The organism is Agrobacterium sp. DKPNP3, from assembly GCF_052686535.1.
Map to the genome: position 1 here is coordinate 1 of NZ_JBQYSN010000094.1, position 18,976 is coordinate 18,976.

Sequence of the window (18,976 nt, forward strand, 5' to 3'; positions counted from 1 at the left end):
GCTGATCCCCGGCCGCGAGGCCCCGACGCTGTGGCTTGCCGACATGGTGGCGATGATGAAGCCGGGTTCGGTCATCATCGACCTCGCCGCCGAGCGCGGCGGCAATTGCGACCTGACGGTTCCCGACCAGCGCGTCGTATCCGACAATGGCGTCATCGTCATCGGCTACACCGATTTCCCGAGCCGCATGGCAACGCAGGCTTCGACGCTTTACGCCACCAACATCCGCCACATGATGACCGATCTGACGCCCGCAAAGGACGGCAAGCCGGTTCACAACATGGAAGACGACGTCATCCGCGGCGCGACCGTCACCTATCAGGGCGAGATCACCTTCCCGCCGCCGCCGCCGAAGATCCAGGCCATTGCCGCGCAGAAGCCGAAGGAAAAAGCCAAGGAGCTGACGCCGGAGGAAAAGCACGCCAAGGAAAAGGCCGAGTTCAAGGCGCAGACGAAGAGCCAGGTCGGGCTTCTGGTCGCTGGCACGGCCATCCTGTTGCTCGTTGGTCTTTATGCGCCGGCAAGTTTCATGAGCCACTTCATCGTCTTCGTGCTCGCCTGCTTCGTCGGTTTCCAGGTCATCTGGAATGTCAGCCACTCGCTGCACACGCCGCTAATGGCCGTCACCAACGCCATTTCCGGCATCGTCATCATCGGCGCGCTGCTGCAGATCGGTTCCGGCGACTGGCTCGTGGTGATCCTTGCCTCGCTTTCCGTCCTGATCGCGACGATCAACATCGTCGGCGGTTTCCTCGTGACACGGCGCATGCTCGCCATGTTCCAGAAGTCCTGAGCGTGCGAGGATTTAAGTAAATGACCATTGGTATTGTTTCCGCGGCCTATGTTGCCGCAGCCGTTCTCTTCATCCTTTCCCTCGGTGGCCTTTCCGGACAGGAAAGCGCCAAGCGTGCCGTCTGGTACGGCATCGTTGGGATGGGCCTCGCCATCGTCGCCACCGTCTTCGGCCCTGAAATCAGCAAGGGCGTCGGGCAATGGCTCGTCGTGATCCTGATGCTGGCCGGCGGCTCCGTCCTCGGCTACTTCGTCGCAAGCCGCGTGCAGATGACCGAAATGCCGCAGCTTGTGGCGGCCCTTCACTCCTTCGTCGGTCTTGCCGCCGTTTTCATCGGCTTCAACGCCCATATCGAGGAAGCGCATGTCGCCTCGCTCGACGAAACCGCGCGTTCCCTGTTGACGGGCTTCTCCGCCATCCTCGCCCACAAGACGCCGGTGGAACTGGCGATCATGAAGGTCGAGGTCTTCCTCGGCGTTTTCATCGGCGCGGTCACCTTCACCGGCTCCGTCGTCGCTTTCGGCAAGCTTGCCGGCAAGGTGGACGGCAAGGCGAAGAAACTGCCGGGCGGGCATCTGCTGAACGCCGGTGCTGCGATCCTGTCGCTCGTGCTGCTCATCATGTATTGCAATGGTGCCGGCGCATGGACGCTGGTGCTGATGACGCTGGCCGCCTTCTTCATCGGTTATCACCTGATCATGGGCATCGGCGGTGCTGACATGCCTGTCGTCGTCTCCATGTTGAACAGCTATTCCGGCTGGGCGGCCGCCGCCATCGGCTTCACGCTCGGCAACGATCTCTTGATCGTCACGGGCGCGCTGGTCGGCTCCTCGGGTGCGATCCTCTCCTACATCATGTGCAAGGCAATGAACCGCTCCTTCATCTCGGTCATCCTCGGCGGCTTCGGCGGCACGACGGGCCCGGCGATGGAAATCGAGGGGGAACAAGTGGCGATCGACGCCGAAGGCGTGGCCGCGGCACTCAACGACGCCGACAGCGTCATCATCGTACCCGGTTACGGCATGGCGGTGGCACAGGCCCAGAGCGCGGTCTCCGAACTGACCCGTAAGCTGCGCGCCGACGGCAAGACCGTGCGCTTCGCCATCCATCCGGTGGCCGGCCGTCTTCCCGGCCACATGAACGTGCTACTCGCCGAAGCGAAGGTACCCTACGACATCGTGCTGGAAATGGACGAGATCAACGACGATTTCCCAAGCACCGACGTCGTGATCGTCATCGGCTCGAACGACATCGTCAACCCGGCAGCCCAGGACGATCCGAACTCACCCATATCAGGCATGCCGGTTCTGGAAGTGTGGAAGTCGAAACTCGTCATCGTCTCCAAGCGCGGCCAGGGCACAGGTTACTCCGGCATCGAGAACCCGCTGTTCTACAAGGACAATACGCGCATGTTCTACGGAGATGCGAAAAAGTCGATCAACGATCTTCTGCCGTTGATCAAGTAAAAGCGCCCCCGCGAAACGGGAGCGGGCCATTACAATAAAGAAATCCCCGCTTTCAACGCGGGGATTTCTTATATCTTCAGCGTCAGGAATTTTTGTGGCTCTGCTGACCCGCCTTCACATGCTGCTCATGTGATCCGCCGCGGGTCTTGCCATTGTCGCCATTGCCGGAGGAGGCCGATGCCGACTTGGAACCGCTGTCGCTGTTCTTGTGGCTTTTTTGGCCGGCCTTCACATGCTGTTCGTGCGTACCACCCTGATTTGCCATGGTATGTCTCCTCATATTGGTGATTTTGTCACTCGCGCCTTCCGTGAGACGCCTCAACCGAACCATTCGGCGCGGCAGGAGTTCCTAACATTTCGTGAGATCGCGACAGGCTCTCATCGCTGCTTTCCGAATTCCTTGCGAAGTTCGTCCTTGGCCTCTTCCAGCACATCCTTTCGTTTTCTCGGCAGCGATCGACCGGCCCGGTTGATGTAAAAGACCAGCACGGACATGGCGGACCGGAAAGGGTTTGCCTTGCGCCTGTCGGATTGTTCTGCCGAGGCCTTCAGCGATCGGGCGATCTGCGAGGGGTCCTCCTTTGTGAAGACCTCTTTTTCAAGGTCAAGCGCATCGCTTTCCCTGGTCACTTTCTGCGACCATTTCTTTTTCTTCTTCGCCTTTTTCATCGTTCTTCTCCCGAACGATCATGATTTTCGGCCGGGATCGTGGGTGTGGTGACTGTCGCGCTCGCCACCGCCGCCGGAAACGTGGCTCTTCGAGCGTTTGTCGCTGTCCGCGGGGGGCTTCTTGATTTCCAGCGGCTCCTTTGCATTTTCATGCGAGGCGCCCGGCCCACCTTGTCGGATGCTGGCCGGCGTTTTTGTTGACGTGGACATCTCTTCCTCCTGTCATCGATGACGGCGGTCAGGCCGCCGGATCATTGGTCATCGCGCGTTTTCATCGCGTCCGAGACGCGCTTCTTGCGTGGATCCTTAAGGTTTTCGCCAACAGCGTCGCGATCGTGCTCAGGATCGTCAGATGGTTTCATGTAACCTCTCGGCCGGTTTTCCTCCGGCCCTTCCCAGCGCGGCGATTGGTCGGTGGTGCCAGGCGCACCGTCTCGCGGAGATTTGATGGTCATCGCTGCCTCCATTTAAGTTGCGAACCCACCCAACCTCTTTGCTGAGGTGATGTTCCGCAGAACGCAGGGTGCGATGAGGCCAAGTTTTTTCGAAACCATTGCCGGTTGCACCGGTTAGGCGGCAGAGAAATCCAATCAGAGGGAACACGACGATGACGGATAAACCCGATAAGTCCGATCGCATCTCCAGAATTGCTTACGAGCAACAGCAGGACTTTCTCAGACGCTCGTCCCTGCAGTTTCTGGAATGCGCCATCCATTTATGCGCCACGAATATGAGTATTTCCGAACTCGCCACACGACTTGAAAAACAGGCCCAGTATCTGCGGCAGTTCGGCTGAGGGTGCAGGGCCATGGCGGCGACGACAACGCCTTAGCCGGGAAGACCGAAATGCCGAGATTTTTCTTCACTGTGATCAGTGGCAAGAATGTCCTTGATGATCAGGAAGGGGGCGTTCTGCCCTCGCTCGACCAGGCAATCGAGGAGGCGCTGAAAGATGCCCGCGCGCTGATGAGCGATGCCATCCTGCAGGGCCGCGACATCTCCGAAGGGTGCATCATCATCCGCAACGCGCAGCAGGAGGTTCTGACAGTCGTCCGCTTTGCCGATGCGTTAGACAGAAACGGCTGACGGCGTGTCGACATCCGTCTGCATGCGCGCCATCAGCCGCTCATATTCTTTTTCGGGGACGCCGTAGGTCGCGTCGGCAACGCTTTCCAGAATGCGGCGATTGATGATGCGGACCTTGCCGCGGCTGGCGCGGATCGCATGAATGCCCTCGAGAATGTGCAATTCATTGGTGATGCCGGGCCGGCGCACACCAAGAACCGTGGAGAGGAACTCATGGGTAATCGGCAGGTCATCGGTATCAAGACGGTCATGGCACATCAGCAACCATCGCGCGAGCCTTTCGCGCAGGCTGTATTGCCCGTTCGCCAGTACGAGCTGGCCGACCTGAAGCATGCAGATATTGACGTAACCGAGCAGAAGCTCGCGCAGACGCGCATCCTCTTCCATATCCCGCAATACTTCGGCAGCCGGGATGAGATAGCCGCGCCCGGTCACGCTCATCACGGTCTCATCCGGCGTGGTTTCTGCGCCCAGCAGTGCGGGCCAGCCGGTAATCCCCTCGCGCCCGACAAGCACGGTCTCGATACCTTTGCCGCCCTCATCATGCACGATGGTCGATGCGAGCCCGGTTTCGATGAAACAGAGATGGGAAATCGGCATGCCGGCACCGACGAGCTGGTGCCCGGCCGGCAGGTTTACCGGTTCCATACGGGCGGCGAGCTGCGACAGCCGTTCTGTGCCGAGGGTTTTCAACAATCGGTTATAGAAAACAAAATTTGATCCAAGCATAGCGGTTCGCCCCGTTCGCCCCTCTGCTCGAAACATTAACCTGCAGAATCATATTAGCAGGGGAAAAATGAATGAAAACAGTGAGTACGTTACCGTACAAATTTGCAGAAAGGAGCGTCTCTGCCTCGCAGGATGACCAAAATTCGCAATTCCTGCCCAAGCTTGAAACAGCATGATAACCCGAAATACCGCGATTGGGTATGGCTTGCCAAATGACGGGAACGGTCCCCTTAACCGGCGAGGAAGGAGAAACCGCCGTGACGGAGAAAAGGCCTAGCAGAAAACCGCCTCCTGCCTTCCAGTCCGGTGGCGCGGATGCCACCTCTTTGGGAGCCCTCCGGGACGACGCCGAGGGATGCCGGAGATGTGATCTCTACCGAGACGCCACCCAGCTGGTTTTCGGCGAAGGCAGCGCGAAAGCGCGCGTGGTTCTCGTCGGTGAGCAGCCCGGCAATGAGGAGGACCTGAAAGGCAGACCCTTCGTCGGACCAGCCGGCCGTCTCCTCGACCAATGTCTCCAGGAAGCTGGCGTCGATCGCTCGCAATGTTATGTGACGAACGCCGTCAAACATTTCAAATTCGAACAGCGCGGCAAGCGGCGGTTGCATGAACGCCCGAATAGCGGCGAGGTTCAAAGCTGCGCCTGGTGGCTGGCAGCAGAACTGCGCCTGCTTGCCCCCGACCTGATCGTGGCCATGGGCGCTACCGCTTTTTATACACTGACCGGGCGTAGAACCGGCGTGACCAGCGAACGCGGCAACCTCCTGACGACGTCTTTCGGCATGCGCCTCCTGGTCACGATACACCCCTCCTATCTCCTGCGCCTTCGCGACCGCGACGATGCCCACCGACAGCAGCGCGCGTTCATCGCCGACCTGCACAGGATAGAGGAGATCCTTGCCGAAACCTCGTAACCGCCGCATCTGCTGCATTGGGTCCGACCATCAGGAACAAGCTTTTCCCATCGTGGTTAGGGACTCCCAAACAGGGAGGCTTCAAAACCATGCACAAGAAAACCGAGCACAAGATCATCGCCCATGAAAATGGATGGGCTGTCGTTATCTCCGGCGTGATACGAGGCGTGTACCCCAGCCGCCATATGGCTTTGTCCGCGGCAAAAGAGCTGCAAAGCGATTTATTATCCGCGGAAACGGCAAAGGCTTCCGGTCCGGTCGCCAATCTGCCCTTGACCGATGCGGCGGCCATCAGCCGGTGGCGAACCTCATCACAGCCAACAGTAGCAGTGCCCTATCAGGTGGATATGCCTTTGCGGCGCAGGAGTGGCGAGGTCAGCTACCCCGCGTCGTTTGACGGCTCCAGTCTAAGAGCCGGCAAGATTTAAGCGGCATCGAAGACCAGCCGCGTCTCGATGGGGCGGCGGTCTGTGCGGCAGCTGTCCGAGCCCCCTGCGCCTTACCATGGAACTTCATCGAGGCGCTATCATCGGATCGATCCGTGGCTCCTTTGCCTCTCTTGCGCATATTTCAAATTTCGCTTGATTGGACGGCTGGAATTGCGCCTTTCAGGCGCTATGGTGGCCTGAAAGCTCAGTGCATGCGATGGGATGCGAGGAGAAAGCTATGGAGACTGTCAAACGCCTCACCATCGCTATCATCGGGATGACCGATACCGTGACACCCGAGATCACGAAGGCCTGGTCGAATGCCCGCGTTGGCCTCAAAGGACCCTACACGGCCGATCACTTGGAACGGGAGCACGCACTGGAATTCGCAGCAGCGATCGTCGACATCCGTTACGAGCCGGACGTTATCCTGCGGCTGACCGAGAGACTGGAAGCCGAAGCAATACCCTATCTTTTTTTCGTTCCCGCGACCGTTATCGACAGTGCACCGGGACCTTTTATCCTCTCCGAGCGTTCGGAAGATATCGAAACCATCGTCTCCGCCCTGGTTGCGCAGGGAGGAGGTACCAGGCATTAGAGCGAGGCACGTGTTATGCTGGAGCGACCGCAGGGCCATGGTGAAGCGAATATTCTGTTTTCTCTTTTGCCTGAGGATGTCAGGCGCGAGGTTGTGGGAGCCTGCAGCGCGGTAGAGCTCGCCTTGGGCGATGTGCTGATATCCGCTGGCGCGCCGATCGAGCGCGTGTTCTTCCTTTCTTCCGGCATCGCATCCGTCGTTGTCGTCTCGAAATCCGGGCGAAAGACTGAAGCGGGCCTCGTTGGCAGAGAGGGTTTCGTTCCCATGGCCGCAGCGGCGGGCGCGCCGAGAAACATGACCGAGATCGTGATGCAGGCCCCGGGTGAGGCACTTGCCCTTGACATAGGGTCGTTTGAAACGCTGCTGGCAAAACATCGGGTGTTCTTCGACATTCTGGCCTGCGCGCATCATATCTCCAGGGTGCAGGTTGAGTGCACGGCTTCCTCCAACGCCATCCAGTCGGTCACCGAGCGTCTCGCGCGCTGGCTTTTGATGTGTCACGACCGTGTCGAAGGCAATTCCCTGCATCTGACACACGACTTTCTGTCAACGATGCTGGCAGTGCGGCGTGCAAGCGTGACGGATGCCCTGCACGTTCTTGAGAGCCATGGCTTCATTCGTTCTGAAAGAGGACGGATCACGATCAGGAACCGCGAGACGCTGGAAACCTATGCCGGCGAGCTTTACGGTCTGCCCGAGGAGGAGGGCAACCGCATGCTCGCCCGCTTCCGGCGCGCGCACCCTTCGGAGCCGCCGCTGGGTAATCTTACCGCGGTCTGAAGCGGCAGCAGGCGCCGCACGGGAGGATTTTCACGCCATCGGTTTGGTACGGTGGCGGACATTTACCTTTGGCGGTTTCCCTATAAGATGGATGCATCTTCCCTCACGCTGTGAAATGCCCGACGCATTTCGAGGAGGTGAAATGTATGCGAATCACGAGTACCAGAGTTCGGGAATATTCCTGGACGACGACATCAATATCGTTAAGGCAGCCTTCGACAATGTCGTTTCGGCCGAGCCGGACCCTGCCCTCTGCCGCGCCGAAGTCGCCCGCTACGTTCTGAAAATGTATGATCGTGGCGTCGTTGACCCGCTGAAACTCCAGCAACTGACCGCCCTCTATTTCAGGACCAAGCTACGGGTCCGTTGACAACTCGTTCGGGATGAAAGGCAGCGCGTCAGGGCCGAAGTTCCGACCGCGGCCAGCAGGATTGTTGCGCCTCATCCTGCTTTTGAATTCTTCCCGACCGCACCATAAAAGGTGATCGAACAGGCAGGAACAAAGCCACGCGGGCATGGTTCGGATTGCTCCACGAACTCAGGCCCGACGAGGTAGACGATGACCCGCAAAACGCTCCCCATCCCCGAGGAAAACAGAAGCCACGAGGGGTCAGGCGACAATGAACGCCTGAACACGGAAGAGGCTTCTCCGGTCAAGGAACAAAAGGTTTCAACACGGACCGGCAGGCAGGCAAACATCAAGATCAACACCACCCATCAGGGTCACCAGCAGGACCGATAGCCTCCTGCTTCCGGTAGACGGCTGCGCGCTGGCGCCGCTCCGTCTCCGGGTTCCTGCCGTTTGATATCCACGCGTTCCTGGAGGCGCCACATGCGCATTCTTGCCGTCACGGCCGAACTGTTTCCCTTCGTCAAGACCGGCGGATTGGCCGATGCGGCAGGGGCGCTGCCGGAGGCGCTCGCAAAACTCGGCGCAGACGTTCGCACTCTGCTGCCCCTTTACCGCAAGCTGATACCCCTCGTTCGCGGCCAGACACCGTGTCTGAAGACCGATATTCTCGGATGGCCGGTAGCGGTTTACGCCGTCGCCGCCAAAGGGCATCGACTTCTCCTTCTCGAGGCGGCAGACCTGTTCGACAGGGACGGTCATCCCTACGGCATGAAAGGCGAGCCCTTCGCCGACAATGACCTGCGCTTTGCGGTGCTGTCCAAGGTGGCAGCAGAGATTGCCCTTGGGGCCATAGCCGACTGGAAGCCCGATCTTGTCCATGTCCATGACTGGCATGCGGCGCTGACCTGCGTTTATCTTTCAGAGGCGACACCCAAGGTGCCCACCGTCCTCACCCTTCACAATCTGGCCTTTCAGGGGCAATATGCAATGGACCGGGCCGGCATGCTCGGCTTGCCCCCGCACCTTTGCACCGTCGATTGCCTTGAATATTATGGCGACATTTCCTTTCTGAAGGGCGGTCTCACAACGGCCTCAGCCGTGACGACAGTCAGTCCGACCTATGCGAGGGAAATCCTGACACCGGATATGGGCATGGGCATGCATGGTGTGCTGGCCGTTCGGCGCGATGACCTGCGTGGCATCGTCAACGGTGTCGACCAGGATGTATGGGACCCTGCAACCGATCCTTACATCATAGCAAATTTCACCGCTGCGACGGCCACGCGACGAAGCCTGAACAAATATGCCCTTCTTCAGGCCCTCGGCCTTGCCCCGACGCAGGGTCCTGTCTTCGGCGTGGTCAGCCGCCTGACCTGGCAAAAAGGCATTGACCTCCTCCCCCAGGTCGTGCCGCTGATCATCGCGCGAAAAGGCAGGCTGATCATTCATGGCGAGGGTGACACGGCGCTGGAAGAAAATCTGCGGGCGCTGGCGAAGCGATACCCTGAGCTGGTTTGCGCCCATATCGGTTACGATGAACGGCTCGCGCATATGATCCAGGCGGGCTCGGACTTCATCATCCAGCCTTCCCGGTTCGAGCCCTGCGGGCTCACACAACTCTACGCGCTCCGCTACGGTGCGCTTCCCATCGTCAGCCGCACGGGCGGGCTTGCGGAGACCATCATCGATGCGAATGACGCAGCCATCGAGGCGGGGGTAGCGACGGGTTTTCAGTTCGAACCGGCAAATGAGGAGGATTTGCGCGCAGCACTCGACCGCGCGATTGATGCCTATAATGACCGCCAGCTTTTCAGACGGCTTCAGGCGCAGGCAATGCAGGCCAATTTTTCCTGGGAAAAGAGTGCCGCGCAGTATATGTCGCTTTTCGAAAGCCTCGTCGGCCCGGACGCATCCGCCGGAGACACCTTTCCCCACATCACGTCCGAGACCTTCGCAAAGATAAGGGCTGACAGGCGACTGGCGGGAACCGCAGGATCATCAACGGGTTAGACCTCCGACAACAGGAGGTTGATGATGGATGCAGGGAAATATCGCAAATGGGGCGCCCAGCGAAAGCAATCCGGAGAAACGGAATTTACGATCTGGGCGCCCGCATCGGCCGCAGTGAGATTATGGCTGAACGATGCGGAATCCAACATGCAAACGGCCGGGGACGGCTGGCATCACATCACAAAACCCACCTCCGCCGGCGATCGCTACGGCTTCATATTGGATGACGGGACAAGGGTTTCAGATCCCGCTTCCCACCGGCAGGCGGAAGGCCCGCTCGGCCCCTCCCTGATCGTCAACCATGACTTCCACTGGAAAAACCCCGACTGGAAAGGCCGGCCCTGGTACGAAGCGGTCGTCTATGAGCTTCATGTCGGAACTTTTACAAAAGAGGGAACATATGCCGCCGCGGCGGCAAAGCTCGAATATCTCGCAAGCATCGGTGTGACGGCGGTCGAACTCATGCCGCTTGCGACCTTCGCGGGCAGTCGCGGCTGGGGTTATGACGGCGTTCTGCAATTCGCGCCCCAGCGGGATTACGGCACGCCCGAAGACCTCAAGGCCTTCATCGATGAGGCCCATGGCCATGGCCTGATGGTGTTGCTGGATGTCGTCTATAACCACTTCGGCACGACGGGAAACGCGATTGAGACCTTCGCGCCAGCGTTCTTCAAACAGGGCGGAACGCCGTGGGGACCCGCGCCGGACTTTAACCGCGCCGAGGTGCGGTCGTTCTTTCTCCAGAACGCGCTCTACTGGCTCGAGGCCTACCGGTTTGACGGCCTACGGATCGATGCCGCCGACCATCTCGCCGGCGGCGACGGAGACGTCGATTTTCTGATCGAGATGGCACGGCACGTGAAGCGGACGATAACAGGCAGGCATGTCCATATCGTCACCGAAGACGCGCGAAATGCAGCCTCACCCCTGACCCCTTCGTCTGATGGCCTCGTCGCTGTCGATGCGGAATGGAACGACGACTTTCACCACGTGATCCATGTTGCCACCACGCAGGAGGACGGCGGTATCTACGAAGATTTCGCCAAGCAGCCCTATGACGGTCTTCGCCGCTCGCTCGCAACCGGCTTTGTCTATCAGGGCCACCCGCGGCCTTCTCATAATTTTGCCGGCAGCGGTGAACCCAGCGGCCATCTTGCGCCCCACCGGTTCGTAAACTTTCTGCATAACCACGATCAGGCCGGTAACCGCCTGCGGGGCGAGCGGCTGCGTTCCCTGATACAACGTCCCCTTTTCGATACGCTTGAGACGATCCTCCTCCTCGCCCCGCAGACGCCGCTGATGTTCATGGGCGACGACCATGGTTCGACCAACCCGTTCTTCTTTTTTTCCGACCACCCCGAAAAGGATCGGGAGCAGGAGATCAAGAACCGGCTGAAACAGGCGGAAAGCTTCCAGGGCGAATTGCCGCCCGATGCCCCACAGGTGGTGTTGGATCCGAATGATCCGCACACGATGCAGGTCTCAACCCTGAAGTGGGATGAGGCGGAAACGACCGAGGGGAAGCTGGCAAGGGAAAGGATGAAGGCGTTGCTTGAGAAACGGCGCCGGTACATCTGGCCGCTCCTGCGCTCGGATTTCGAGAGGGGCGTTTCCCTAGACTGTGAGACGCAGTGTCTGGCGATCGACTGGTATTTCAGCACGGGAAGGCTGGAAATGCGCGCCAACCTTTCACCAAACCTCACCAGTCTTCCGGCTGTGCAGGGGGAAGCCTTTCTCCGGCACGGCAGTATCGAGGGCACGGGCTATGGCGCTTATGCCCTGCAGTTTGCAATCGGTGACCGCTGACAGGAGTAAGGAAAGAAAACGGCCGCGGCAATGTTTTGCGCGGCCGGTTCAACTCATTGGAAAAAGATTTCCGGCGATTCGCCGGAGAGGCTTTTCAGCGCATACGGTTGGTCGGACGAGCCGCCCGCTCGATGAGCAATCAGACTTTAATCGAGATTGCGCCGTAGCGATTCCCGCGCTCTGTTGACGCGGCTTTTGATGGTGCCCACGCGGCAGCCGCAAATCGAGGCGGCGTCTGAGTAACTCGTTCCGCCGGCGACCAGGAGCAGGGCCTTTTTCTGGTCCGTGTCGAGATCGCGGATCGCCCGCATGACCTCGTGATGCTGCACGCGCCATTCCTGATTGGCGGGCGTGGACATCGTCTGTTCGATGCCGACGGGAAGGCCGACACATTCGCGTTTGGAAACCTTGTAGCGGGTGCAGAACGTGTTACGCAGGATCGTGAAAAGCCACGACTTCAATGCGGTGCCGGGTGTAAACCCGTGCAGTGACCGCAGCCCCCGCAACATCGTCTCCTGAACGAGATCGTCGACATCCTCCTCATTTCTGACAAAGCGTCGGGCAAAAGCCGTTAAAGCCGGCGCCAGATCCGCAATGCCCGTGCGCAACACCTCCAGTTGCTCGTCACTCAATGTGTTTCCGGAAACTCCACTCACTGCGTGCTTGGTCATCTTCCCATCCTTTCACGATAGGCAAATGTCTCGGCCGGGCCTTGGTTGCAGTACGCCAGCGTACAATGGCGCAATATCCGCCGCCTTACTCCCGAAGGAGTGTCGCAACACGCGGGAACAGGGCGGCTTCAGAATGGTTAGGCAGCCATCAAGGAGGACGTCATGACCAAGGACGACAAGCTCAACCAAATCCACAAAGACAGCGAACCTCAATTCGCCCGCGGCAAAAAAACATCCGATAACAACGGCGTCGCGAGTGCAAAACCGAGGGTTATCACCGGCTCGGACGACGCGACCGCAAACAAATTGCCTCCCGGCGCCAAAAAACCCGAGAAGGACTGGGACCTGAACTACGACGAGCGAGACAGTAATGAAGGCGATTTCAGGGGTTGACCTGAGGGCTGGAGCCGCCGAAGCGTGTTCGCATCGGCGTCGAACAATCTCCCAAAAACAAAGGGATGGAGCATTTCCCGTGCCGCGATGGTCACCGGAAATGCTCCAGGCCCTCACTTCGCCAAGTCCTCGATCGTCAATTCAATAGACTGCGGCTCAGCACCCTCCCGGGTTTCCACCCTGAGGACGCTGCCGGTGTTCAAGACTCCCTCAAGGACCGTCCGCTCGCCCACGATGATCTTGATCACCTTCGGGGTGGCGGCCTCGATGTTCAGGCTGTCTGCGGCTTCATGATCGACTGTCTGGGTCGTCTGGGTCACGGCTCGACCTCCTGTTGGTGGAAGATAGGCAGCCTAACCGCGCTCGGTCGGGCTTGTTCCCTCTTATCGATGCCAAACTGTCGGGAACTTCGACGGAGGACCCCGGTTAGGCCCGGACGCGGCGCAACTTGCCATCCCTCGATACGGAAGGAACTCCGACAATGAAGGCACTAACCTGGCACGGAAAGCACGACATTCGCTGTGAGAGTGTCCCCGATCCAAAAATCGAGCACGGCCGCGACGCAATCATTAAGGTGACGGCTTGCGCCATCTGCGGCTCCGATCTCCACCTCTATAACGGCATCATGCCCGACATGCATGGCGGCGACATCATGGGTCACGAGACCATGGGCGAAGTCGTAGAAGTCGGCAGCGACAACAAGGCGCTCAAGGTCGGTGACCGCGTCGTCGTTCCCTTCACCATTGCCTGCGGGGAATGTTTCTTTTGCAAAAGAGGATTTCATTCAGGCTGCGAGCGCAGCAACCCCAATCCGCACAAGGTCAAGGAAATGTGGGGCAATTCCCCTGCAGGCCTGTTCGGCTATACCCACCTGCTCGGCGGTTTCAGCGGTGGGCAGGCCGAATATATGCGGGTTCCATACGCCGATGTCGGGCCCCTCAAGGTCCCCGACGGGCTGACGGACGAGCAGGTCCTGTTCCTTTCGGATATTTTCCCGACTGGTTACATGGCGGCGGATTTCTGCAATATCCAGCCCGGGGATACCATCGCTATCTGGGGCTGCGGACCCGTCGGCCAGATGGCCATTCGCTCCGCCTTCCTTCTGGGTGCCGAAAGGGTGATTGCAATCGATTCCGTCCCTGATCGGATCGCCCTTGCTGCCTCTGCCGGCGCGCTCACGCTGAATTACCTGGATGAGGATATATACGAGCGGATCATGGAACTGACCCATGGCCGAGGTGCGGATGCCTGCATCGACGCCGTCGGCACCGAGCCGGATCCGGCCGCAGGCTGGGATTCGCGGATTGACCGTATCAAGGTCGCGACCTTCATGGGGACGGACCGTCCGCATGTGTTGCGGCAGGCGATCTATTGCTGCCGCAACTTCGGCACCGTCTCGGTCGTCGGCGTTTACGGCGGTTTCCTCGACAAGATTCCGATGGGCTCGGCCATCAATCGCGGCCTGACCTTCCGGATGGCGCAGACGCCCGTGCAGGCCTATCTGCCCACTTTGCTGGAACGGATCGAGAAGGGCGAGATCGACCCGTCCTTCGTCATCACCCACCGCGCCGGCCTCGAGGATGGCCCCGATCTCTACAAAACGTTCAGCCATCGCGACGATGGCTGCATCAAGGTCGTTTTGAAGCCATAGGAGGCGAACATGAACCCGGATATTTCCCGCAAAGGGCTGGCCGTCGTTACCGGCGCCTCCTCCGGCATCGGTTACGAGCTGGCGCGATGCGCCGTGCAGGATGGTTACGACCTCATCGTGGTGGCTGACGAGGCGGAAATCGAAAGCGCAGCAGCAAGGTTGCGGGCAGCGGGCACAGAGGTGGAGGCGGTGCAGGCCGATCTTTCCACGCAGGCAGGCGTCGAGAAGCTCCTCTCCCGCATCGCAGCGGACGGACGGCCAGTCGACCTGTTGTTTGCGAATGCGGGACAGGGGCTGGGCGATGGCTTCCTCGACCAGCAGATGGAGGCGATTCAAAGGGTGATAGCCACCAATATTAGCGGCACCGTTGCACTGGTGCATGCGGTCGGCAACAGCATGCGACAGCGCGGCAGCGGGCGGATTCTGTTCACCGGCTCAATTGCAGGCTTCATGCCCGGCACCTTTCAGGCCGTCTATAACGCCACGAAGGCCTTCATCAACTCCTTCTCTTTCGCACTTCGCGAAGAGCTCAACGGCTCCGGCGTCACAGTCACCTGCCTGATGCCGGGCGCAACCGAGACGGCGTTTTTCGAACGTGCTGACATGCTCGACACCCCGGTCGGCAAACAGAAGAAGGATGACCCGGGCTTTGTCGCGCAGGTGGGTTACGAGGCCATGATGAATGGAGAGGGCGACGTCGTCTCCGGCTGGAAAAACAAGCTGATGACCGCCGCCGCGAATGTAACGCCAGCCGAAACCCTTGCCCGACAGCATCGAAAAATGGCCGAGCCGGAGGGCGATTGATCTGCCTATGGCATCTTGAACTGCGGTGCTGCCCGGGAAGGCAGGGCCGCAAGCAGCATCTCCGTCGTACACACCTGCAACTGCGTCGAAAAGCGGCCGGAGAGAAGCTCCAGCGCTGCATCATGTGTCGCATCCGTGCCACTGCAGAGTGCATCTTCTACAAGAATGACATGAAAACCCTGGTCTATCGCTCCCAGAACGGTGGCAAGAACGCAGACATCCGTCTCTCCGCCCGAAATCACCACCGTCGAGACCTGCTCCTTCCGCAGAATGTCGGCAAGGCCGCCGTGCTGCCATGGCGAATAGACGCTTTTGCGAAATATACGGGCGGGTGGACTGTAACGGGACAACGACGGGATGATCTCGATGAGTTCAGGGGCTAGTGCCTCCCGCGTCATCATCGGCCACTTTTCATAGTAGGCGCGCCAGGCACCGGGCGCTTCAGCGACCGTTTCAGGTGGCACAAAACAGGTGAAGATGCAGCGCGCCGGATCGGCCTCAACCACTGCCTCCACCGCTTCGCTGATGCGGTCCATCCATTCGACGTGCCACGGCGTATCCTCCGCAAAGACACGCTGCATATCGACACACAGGTGGCGCCAGTCTCCATCGGGCGAAAATTCGACCATGCTTCTCCTTTTCACCTCCTGATTTGACCATGAGGATCAGGCCTTGGTGCCAGGGATAGAGCAGGATGAGGTGTGGACGGATGCGAACCGCGAAACAGCCCCATGGTTCAGCCTCGCATGAAAGAAGAACAGTTAGTACCGGAGGAAGGTGCCGCCGCTCCGGGCGGCACCTACCGTTAACGACAGGCTTACGCCGCCTTGGACTTGCCCTTGACGTTGGCGCTGGCCTGCGCGAGCGACGACAGGGCGGTATCCGTCGCGCTTTCTTCGCCAAGCGTCTGCTCGAACAGCTTGGCCGCTTCCTTCATGCCGAGTTCGGTCGCCCAGGTTTTCAAGGTTCCATAGCGGGTGATCTCGTAATGCTCCACCGCCTGCGCCGAAGAAATCAGCCCGGCATCGAGTGCGGGCGAGCCCTTGAATTCCTCCATGATCTCTTCGCCTTCGGCGATGATGCCCTGGATCGCCTCACAGGTCTTGCCACGTGCCGGCTTGCCCAGCAGCTCGAAGACGTTCTGCAAACGCTCGACGTGAACCTCGGTCTCATCCCGATGCTTTTCGAACGCGGCCTTCAACTCGGGCGACTGCGCAGCCCGCGCCATTTTCGGAAGCGCCTTGAGGATTTGGCGTTCGGCAAAATAAATGTCCTTCACCGTGTCGAGGAAAAGGTCTTCCAATGTCTTCTCAGCCATTTTTGGTCTCCTGTTGCTGTGGTTGGTGAGTGCGAAATCAGTTGCTTCTTCATTGATCCCTGACGGGGATGGAGGCCTTGCCGAGCTTCACGGACGGCTCGCGTCCCCAGACCCGGAGCTTTCCGAGCTCGGACACGAAAGCCGCAAGGCCGCCTTCCCCCGGCAAGGCCAGCACCCCTTCGTCCATGGCATCAGCGATTCCCGCTTTTTCGAGCAGCGGCAGCGCCGACTGGTCGTAACCGATGAATTTGCAGTGCTGGAACGCGTCCGCGACGAAATCACGGGCCGTGGCTTCCTTGACCAGTTCGTCGATCGCCGCCGCCGATGTCAGCAGCGCAACCGCGTCGAAAAGCACGGAAGGTCCGCCATCGATCATATGGTGCGCCTCGATGAAGGTACCGTCCGCCGCGGTTACGCCGCCCACCTTTGGGGCGATCAATTCGAACACGGCTTTTTCTGCCGTTACGGCTTTTGTCAGCCCCTTTAGCAGTTTTGTGTCGACACCATCGGTAATGAGGATACCGAGCTTGCGACCCTCGAACCTTTTGGGGCCCCTCTCAACGATGCTGAGCGCTGGCGAAGGCTCCAGGTCCTGACGCGTCGGCATGGCGGCATCAGCCGCCTTCGGCATGGTTTTAAAGCCAAGCTTCTGCGCAACCGTGGCGGCCAGCGTCTCATCGATGTTGAGAAGATGGGCTACCATCCTCTCGCGGATGACGGGAGTTTCCACCTTGCTGAGTTCGAAGGTGAGCGCAGACGCGATGTGGCGCTGCTCCGGCGGGGTCTGACTGATGTAGAACTGCCGCGCCTGACTATAGTGATCGGCAAAACTCTCCGGCCGCAGCCTCGCCTTCGCCCCCTCCTCCTGCGAAGGGAAATGGCGGAAGCCGCGCTCCGGCGATTCCCGCGGGCCCTCGCCGAAGGAATTCGGCTGGTAATTGGCCCGGCCGGTCGGGTTGCGCATCGCCATGTGGCCATCCTGCTGGAAATGCGCGAAAGGACACTTGGGCGCGTTGATCGGCAGATGCGTGAAATTCGGACCGCCGAGACGCTTGAGTTGTGTGTCGAGATAGGAAAAATTTCGCCCCTGCAGCAGGGGATCATTGCTGAAATCGATGCCCGGCGGCACGTTCTGCGTCATGAACGCCACCTGCTCGGTCTCGGCAAAGAAGTTGTCCGGCATGCGGTCAAGAACCAGCCGTCCGATCGGCTTTGGCGCCAGTATCTCTTCAGGGATGATCTTGGTGGGATCGAGGACGTCGAAATCGAAGCTGTCGGCGAAATCCTGGTCGAACAGCTGCACCTGCAGCTCCCATTCCGGGAAATTGCCGGACTGGATCGCATTCCAGAGATCGCGCCGGTGGAAATCGGGGTCGGCGCCGTTGATCTTGACCGCCTCGTTCCACGCCACCGACTGCAAGCCGAGCTTCGGCTTCCAGTGAAACTTCACGAAGGTCGATTCTTCCTTCGCGTTGACGAAACGGAAGGTGTGCACACCGAACCCTTCCATGAACCGGAAGGAACGCGGAATTGTCCGGTCTGACATGATCCACATGACCATGTGCATGCTTTCCGGCGTGAGGCTGATGAAATCCCAGAAGGTGTCATGCGCCGTCTGCGCCTGCGGAAACGCCCGGTCGGGCTCCTGCTTGGCAGCATGGACGACATCTGGAAACTTGATTGCATCCTGTATGAAGAAAACAGGAATATTGTTGCCGACGAGGTCCCAGTTCCCTTCTTTCGTGTAAATCTTCACGGCGAAACCGCGCACATCCCGCGCAAGGTCGGCCGAGCCCTTGTTGCCGGCAACCGTCGAAAACCGCACGAAGGCCGGGGTCTTTTCACCGGCCCGTTGGAAGAGATCGGCCTTGGTATGGGCGGCAAGGGAATCGTAAGTTTCGAAATAGCCATGCGCGCCATAACCGCGGGCGTGAACCACGCGCTCCGGAATCCTCTCATGGTCGAAATGGAAAAGCTTCTCGCGGAAATGGAAATCATCGATGAGAAGGGGTCCGCGAGGCCCCACCCGCAGCGAATTCTGGTCGTCCGCAACCGGCCCGCCCTGGGCAGTGGTGAGCACCGGCTCGCCACCGCTGGCGGTCTGGTGCAGTTCGCCCCCTGCACCGCGGACGAGCTTTTGGTCATGAATGGTGACGGTGGCGGATGAAATGGATTCTGGTTTCTTGGCCATGGGAGCTCCTGAGGGCGTTGACCGGGGGCCCTGGACAAGCCAGCCCCCCGGATGACAGGCTTCGCGTCAAAGCACCGATCGACGGTAGCGACTGCGCTCCTGCTCGATGTCTTCCGCGGCATAGGGCCTTGCTGTCTCGTCGAACCTCGTCCAGCCCTGTTCGCGGTAGGCGGCGCGCCGCTCCGACGGATCGACCCAGCCCTGCCGCTTGAGGACCGCTTCAGCTTCTGGAACCAGGTTGTCCTCGACACGGGCCGTGACGAGCGTACCGCCCCGGCGCACCCCTTCGGCATAGACATGGGCATCGTCTTCGGAGA

25 protein-coding genes and 1 pseudogene are annotated in these 18,976 nt (G+C 59.7%); 15 read left to right on the forward strand and 11 right to left on the reverse strand.

The window, feature by feature from the left end:
• Positions 1 to 793: Re/Si-specific NAD(P)(+) transhydrogenase subunit alpha (locus ACUTJJ_RS20605; protein ID WP_445543268.1), on the forward strand; the 793-nt coding region annotated here is incomplete at its 5' end.
• Between the two features lie 20 nt (positions 794 to 813).
• The gene (locus ACUTJJ_RS20610; protein ID WP_445543269.1) at positions 814 to 2,259 is read left to right on the forward strand and encodes an NAD(P)(+) transhydrogenase (Re/Si-specific) subunit beta; all 1,446 of its coding nucleotides are present in this window, start codon (positions 814 to 816) and stop codon (positions 2,257 to 2,259) included.
• Between the two features lie 82 nt (positions 2,260 to 2,341).
• On the opposite strand, the gene ACUTJJ_RS20615 is transcribed toward ACUTJJ_RS20610, so the two are convergent.
• From ACUTJJ_RS20615 to ACUTJJ_RS20630, 4 genes are all read right to left on the reverse strand, one after another.
• Positions 2,342 to 2,524 (reverse strand): hypothetical protein, encoded by a 183-nt coding sequence (locus ACUTJJ_RS20615; RefSeq protein ID WP_063948100.1) that lies wholly within the window; start codon positions 2,522 to 2,524, stop codon positions 2,342 to 2,344.
• 113 nt (positions 2,525 to 2,637) lie between these two features.
• Positions 2,638 to 2,928, reverse strand: coding sequence for a DUF3175 domain-containing protein (locus ACUTJJ_RS20620; RefSeq protein WP_445543270.1), 291 nt, complete (start codon positions 2,926 to 2,928; stop codon positions 2,638 to 2,640).
• A gap of 18 nt (positions 2,929 to 2,946) precedes the next feature.
• Positions 2,947 to 3,138, reverse strand: coding sequence for a hypothetical protein (locus ACUTJJ_RS20625; protein ID WP_063948102.1), 192 nt, complete (start codon positions 3,136 to 3,138; stop codon positions 2,947 to 2,949).
• 41 nt (positions 3,139 to 3,179) lie between these two features.
• Positions 3,180 to 3,377, reverse strand: coding sequence for a hypothetical protein (locus ACUTJJ_RS20630; protein WP_186376818.1), 198 nt, complete (start codon positions 3,375 to 3,377; stop codon positions 3,180 to 3,182).
• A 158-nt stretch (positions 3,378 to 3,535) separates the two neighbouring features.
• Between ACUTJJ_RS20630 and ACUTJJ_RS20635 the strand changes: the two genes are divergently transcribed.
• The gene (locus ACUTJJ_RS20635; protein WP_063948103.1) at positions 3,536 to 3,724 is read left to right on the forward strand and encodes a hypothetical protein; all 189 of its coding nucleotides are present in this window, start codon (positions 3,536 to 3,538) and stop codon (positions 3,722 to 3,724) included.
• Positions 3,725 to 3,774: 50 nt separating this feature from the next.
• A complete protein-coding gene (locus ACUTJJ_RS20640) occupies positions 3,775 to 4,014 on the forward strand; it encodes a DUF6894 family protein (protein ID WP_445543271.1) in 240 nt (79 codons plus the stop codon).
• On the opposite strand, the gene ACUTJJ_RS20645 is transcribed toward ACUTJJ_RS20640, so the two are convergent.
• A complete protein-coding gene (locus ACUTJJ_RS20645) occupies positions 3,997 to 4,743 on the reverse strand; it encodes a Crp/Fnr family transcriptional regulator (protein ID WP_445543272.1) in 747 nt (248 codons plus the stop codon). The genes ACUTJJ_RS20640 and ACUTJJ_RS20645 overlap by 18 nt on opposite strands.
• Before the next feature lie 257 nt (positions 4,744 to 5,000).
• Between ACUTJJ_RS20645 and ACUTJJ_RS20650 the strand changes: the two genes are divergently transcribed.
• From ACUTJJ_RS20650 to treZ, 8 genes are all read left to right on the forward strand, one after another.
• The gene (locus ACUTJJ_RS20650) at positions 5,001 to 5,657 is read left to right on the forward strand and encodes a UdgX family uracil-DNA binding protein (protein ID WP_445543273.1); all 657 of its coding nucleotides are present in this window, start codon (positions 5,001 to 5,003) and stop codon (positions 5,655 to 5,657) included.
• 89 nt (positions 5,658 to 5,746) lie between these two features.
• Positions 5,747 to 6,085 carry a hypothetical protein gene (locus tag ACUTJJ_RS20655; protein WP_445543274.1) on the forward strand — a complete coding sequence of 113 codons (339 nt, stop codon included), beginning with the start codon at positions 5,747 to 5,749 and terminating at the stop codon, positions 6,083 to 6,085.
• A gap of 238 nt (positions 6,086 to 6,323) precedes the next feature.
• Entirely contained in the window at positions 6,324 to 6,683 is a 360-nt protein-coding gene (locus ACUTJJ_RS20660) for a hypothetical protein (protein WP_063948185.1), read from the forward strand.
• Between the two features lie 15 nt (positions 6,684 to 6,698).
• Positions 6,699 to 7,463 (forward strand): Crp/Fnr family transcriptional regulator, encoded by a 765-nt coding sequence (locus ACUTJJ_RS20665; protein ID WP_445543275.1) that lies wholly within the window; start codon positions 6,699 to 6,701, stop codon positions 7,461 to 7,463.
• A 142-nt stretch (positions 7,464 to 7,605) separates the two neighbouring features.
• On the forward strand, positions 7,606 to 7,833 hold the full coding sequence (locus tag ACUTJJ_RS20670; RefSeq protein WP_144577015.1) for a hypothetical protein: 228 nt from the start codon (positions 7,606 to 7,608) through the stop codon (positions 7,831 to 7,833).
• A gap of 189 nt (positions 7,834 to 8,022) precedes the next feature.
• Positions 8,023 to 8,205 (forward strand): hypothetical protein, encoded by a 183-nt coding sequence (locus ACUTJJ_RS20675; protein WP_063948109.1) that lies wholly within the window; start codon positions 8,023 to 8,025, stop codon positions 8,203 to 8,205.
• 90 nt (positions 8,206 to 8,295) lie between these two features.
• Positions 8,296 to 9,825, forward strand: coding sequence for a glycogen synthase GlgA (gene glgA / locus ACUTJJ_RS20680; protein ID WP_445543276.1), 1,530 nt, complete (start codon positions 8,296 to 8,298; stop codon positions 9,823 to 9,825).
• Between the two features lie 24 nt (positions 9,826 to 9,849).
• The gene (treZ, locus tag ACUTJJ_RS20685; RefSeq protein WP_445543277.1) at positions 9,850 to 11,631 is read left to right on the forward strand and encodes a malto-oligosyltrehalose trehalohydrolase; all 1,782 of its coding nucleotides are present in this window, start codon (positions 9,850 to 9,852) and stop codon (positions 11,629 to 11,631) included.
• 146 nt (positions 11,632 to 11,777) lie between these two features.
• Here treZ and ACUTJJ_RS20690 read toward each other — a convergent pair whose 3' ends face one another.
• On the reverse strand, positions 11,778 to 12,302 hold the full coding sequence (locus tag ACUTJJ_RS20690; RefSeq protein WP_209087177.1) for a sigma-70 family RNA polymerase sigma factor: 525 nt from the start codon (positions 12,300 to 12,302) through the stop codon (positions 11,778 to 11,780).
• 162 nt (positions 12,303 to 12,464) lie between these two features.
• Here ACUTJJ_RS20690 and ACUTJJ_RS20695 point away from each other — a divergent pair, with 162 nt between their 5' ends.
• The gene (locus tag ACUTJJ_RS20695) at positions 12,465 to 12,695 is read left to right on the forward strand and encodes a hypothetical protein (RefSeq protein ID WP_144577012.1); all 231 of its coding nucleotides are present in this window, start codon (positions 12,465 to 12,467) and stop codon (positions 12,693 to 12,695) included.
• Between the two features lie 113 nt (positions 12,696 to 12,808).
• Here ACUTJJ_RS20695 and ACUTJJ_RS20700 read toward each other — a convergent pair whose 3' ends face one another.
• The gene (locus tag ACUTJJ_RS20700; protein ID WP_445543278.1) at positions 12,809 to 13,015 is read right to left on the reverse strand and encodes a hypothetical protein; all 207 of its coding nucleotides are present in this window, start codon (positions 13,013 to 13,015) and stop codon (positions 12,809 to 12,811) included.
• A gap of 161 nt (positions 13,016 to 13,176) precedes the next feature.
• Here ACUTJJ_RS20700 and ACUTJJ_RS20705 point away from each other — a divergent pair, with 161 nt between their 5' ends.
• Together ACUTJJ_RS20705 and ACUTJJ_RS20710 are read left to right on the forward strand one after the other, a co-directional pair.
• Positions 13,177 to 14,346, forward strand: a complete 1,170-nt coding sequence (locus ACUTJJ_RS20705) for a zinc-dependent alcohol dehydrogenase (RefSeq protein WP_209087173.1) — start codon at positions 13,177 to 13,179, stop codon at positions 14,344 to 14,346.
• 9 nt (positions 14,347 to 14,355) lie between these two features.
• Positions 14,356 to 15,150 carry an SDR family NAD(P)-dependent oxidoreductase gene (locus tag ACUTJJ_RS20710; protein WP_445543279.1) on the forward strand — a complete coding sequence of 265 codons (795 nt, stop codon included), beginning with the start codon at positions 14,356 to 14,358 and terminating at the stop codon, positions 15,148 to 15,150.
• Between the two features lie 5 nt (positions 15,151 to 15,155).
• On the opposite strand, the gene ACUTJJ_RS20715 is transcribed toward ACUTJJ_RS20710, so the two are convergent.
• From ACUTJJ_RS20715 to ACUTJJ_RS20730, 4 genes and pseudogenes are all read right to left on the reverse strand, one after another.
• Positions 15,156 to 15,779 (reverse strand): cysteine hydrolase family protein, encoded by a 624-nt coding sequence (locus ACUTJJ_RS20715; protein ID WP_445543280.1) that lies wholly within the window; start codon positions 15,777 to 15,779, stop codon positions 15,156 to 15,158.
• Positions 15,780 to 15,967: 188 nt separating this feature from the next.
• The gene (locus ACUTJJ_RS20720) at positions 15,968 to 16,468 is read right to left on the reverse strand and encodes a YciE/YciF ferroxidase family protein (RefSeq protein ID WP_063948118.1); all 501 of its coding nucleotides are present in this window, start codon (positions 16,466 to 16,468) and stop codon (positions 15,968 to 15,970) included.
• Positions 16,469 to 16,517: 49 nt separating this feature from the next.
• Positions 16,518 to 18,659 carry a catalase gene (katE, locus tag ACUTJJ_RS20725; protein WP_209087167.1) on the reverse strand — a complete coding sequence of 714 codons (2,142 nt, stop codon included), beginning with the start codon at positions 18,657 to 18,659 and terminating at the stop codon, positions 16,518 to 16,520.
• A gap of 66 nt (positions 18,660 to 18,725) precedes the next feature.
• Positions 18,726 to 18,976, reverse strand: a pseudogene (locus tag ACUTJJ_RS20730) (hypothetical protein); the annotation flags it as partial.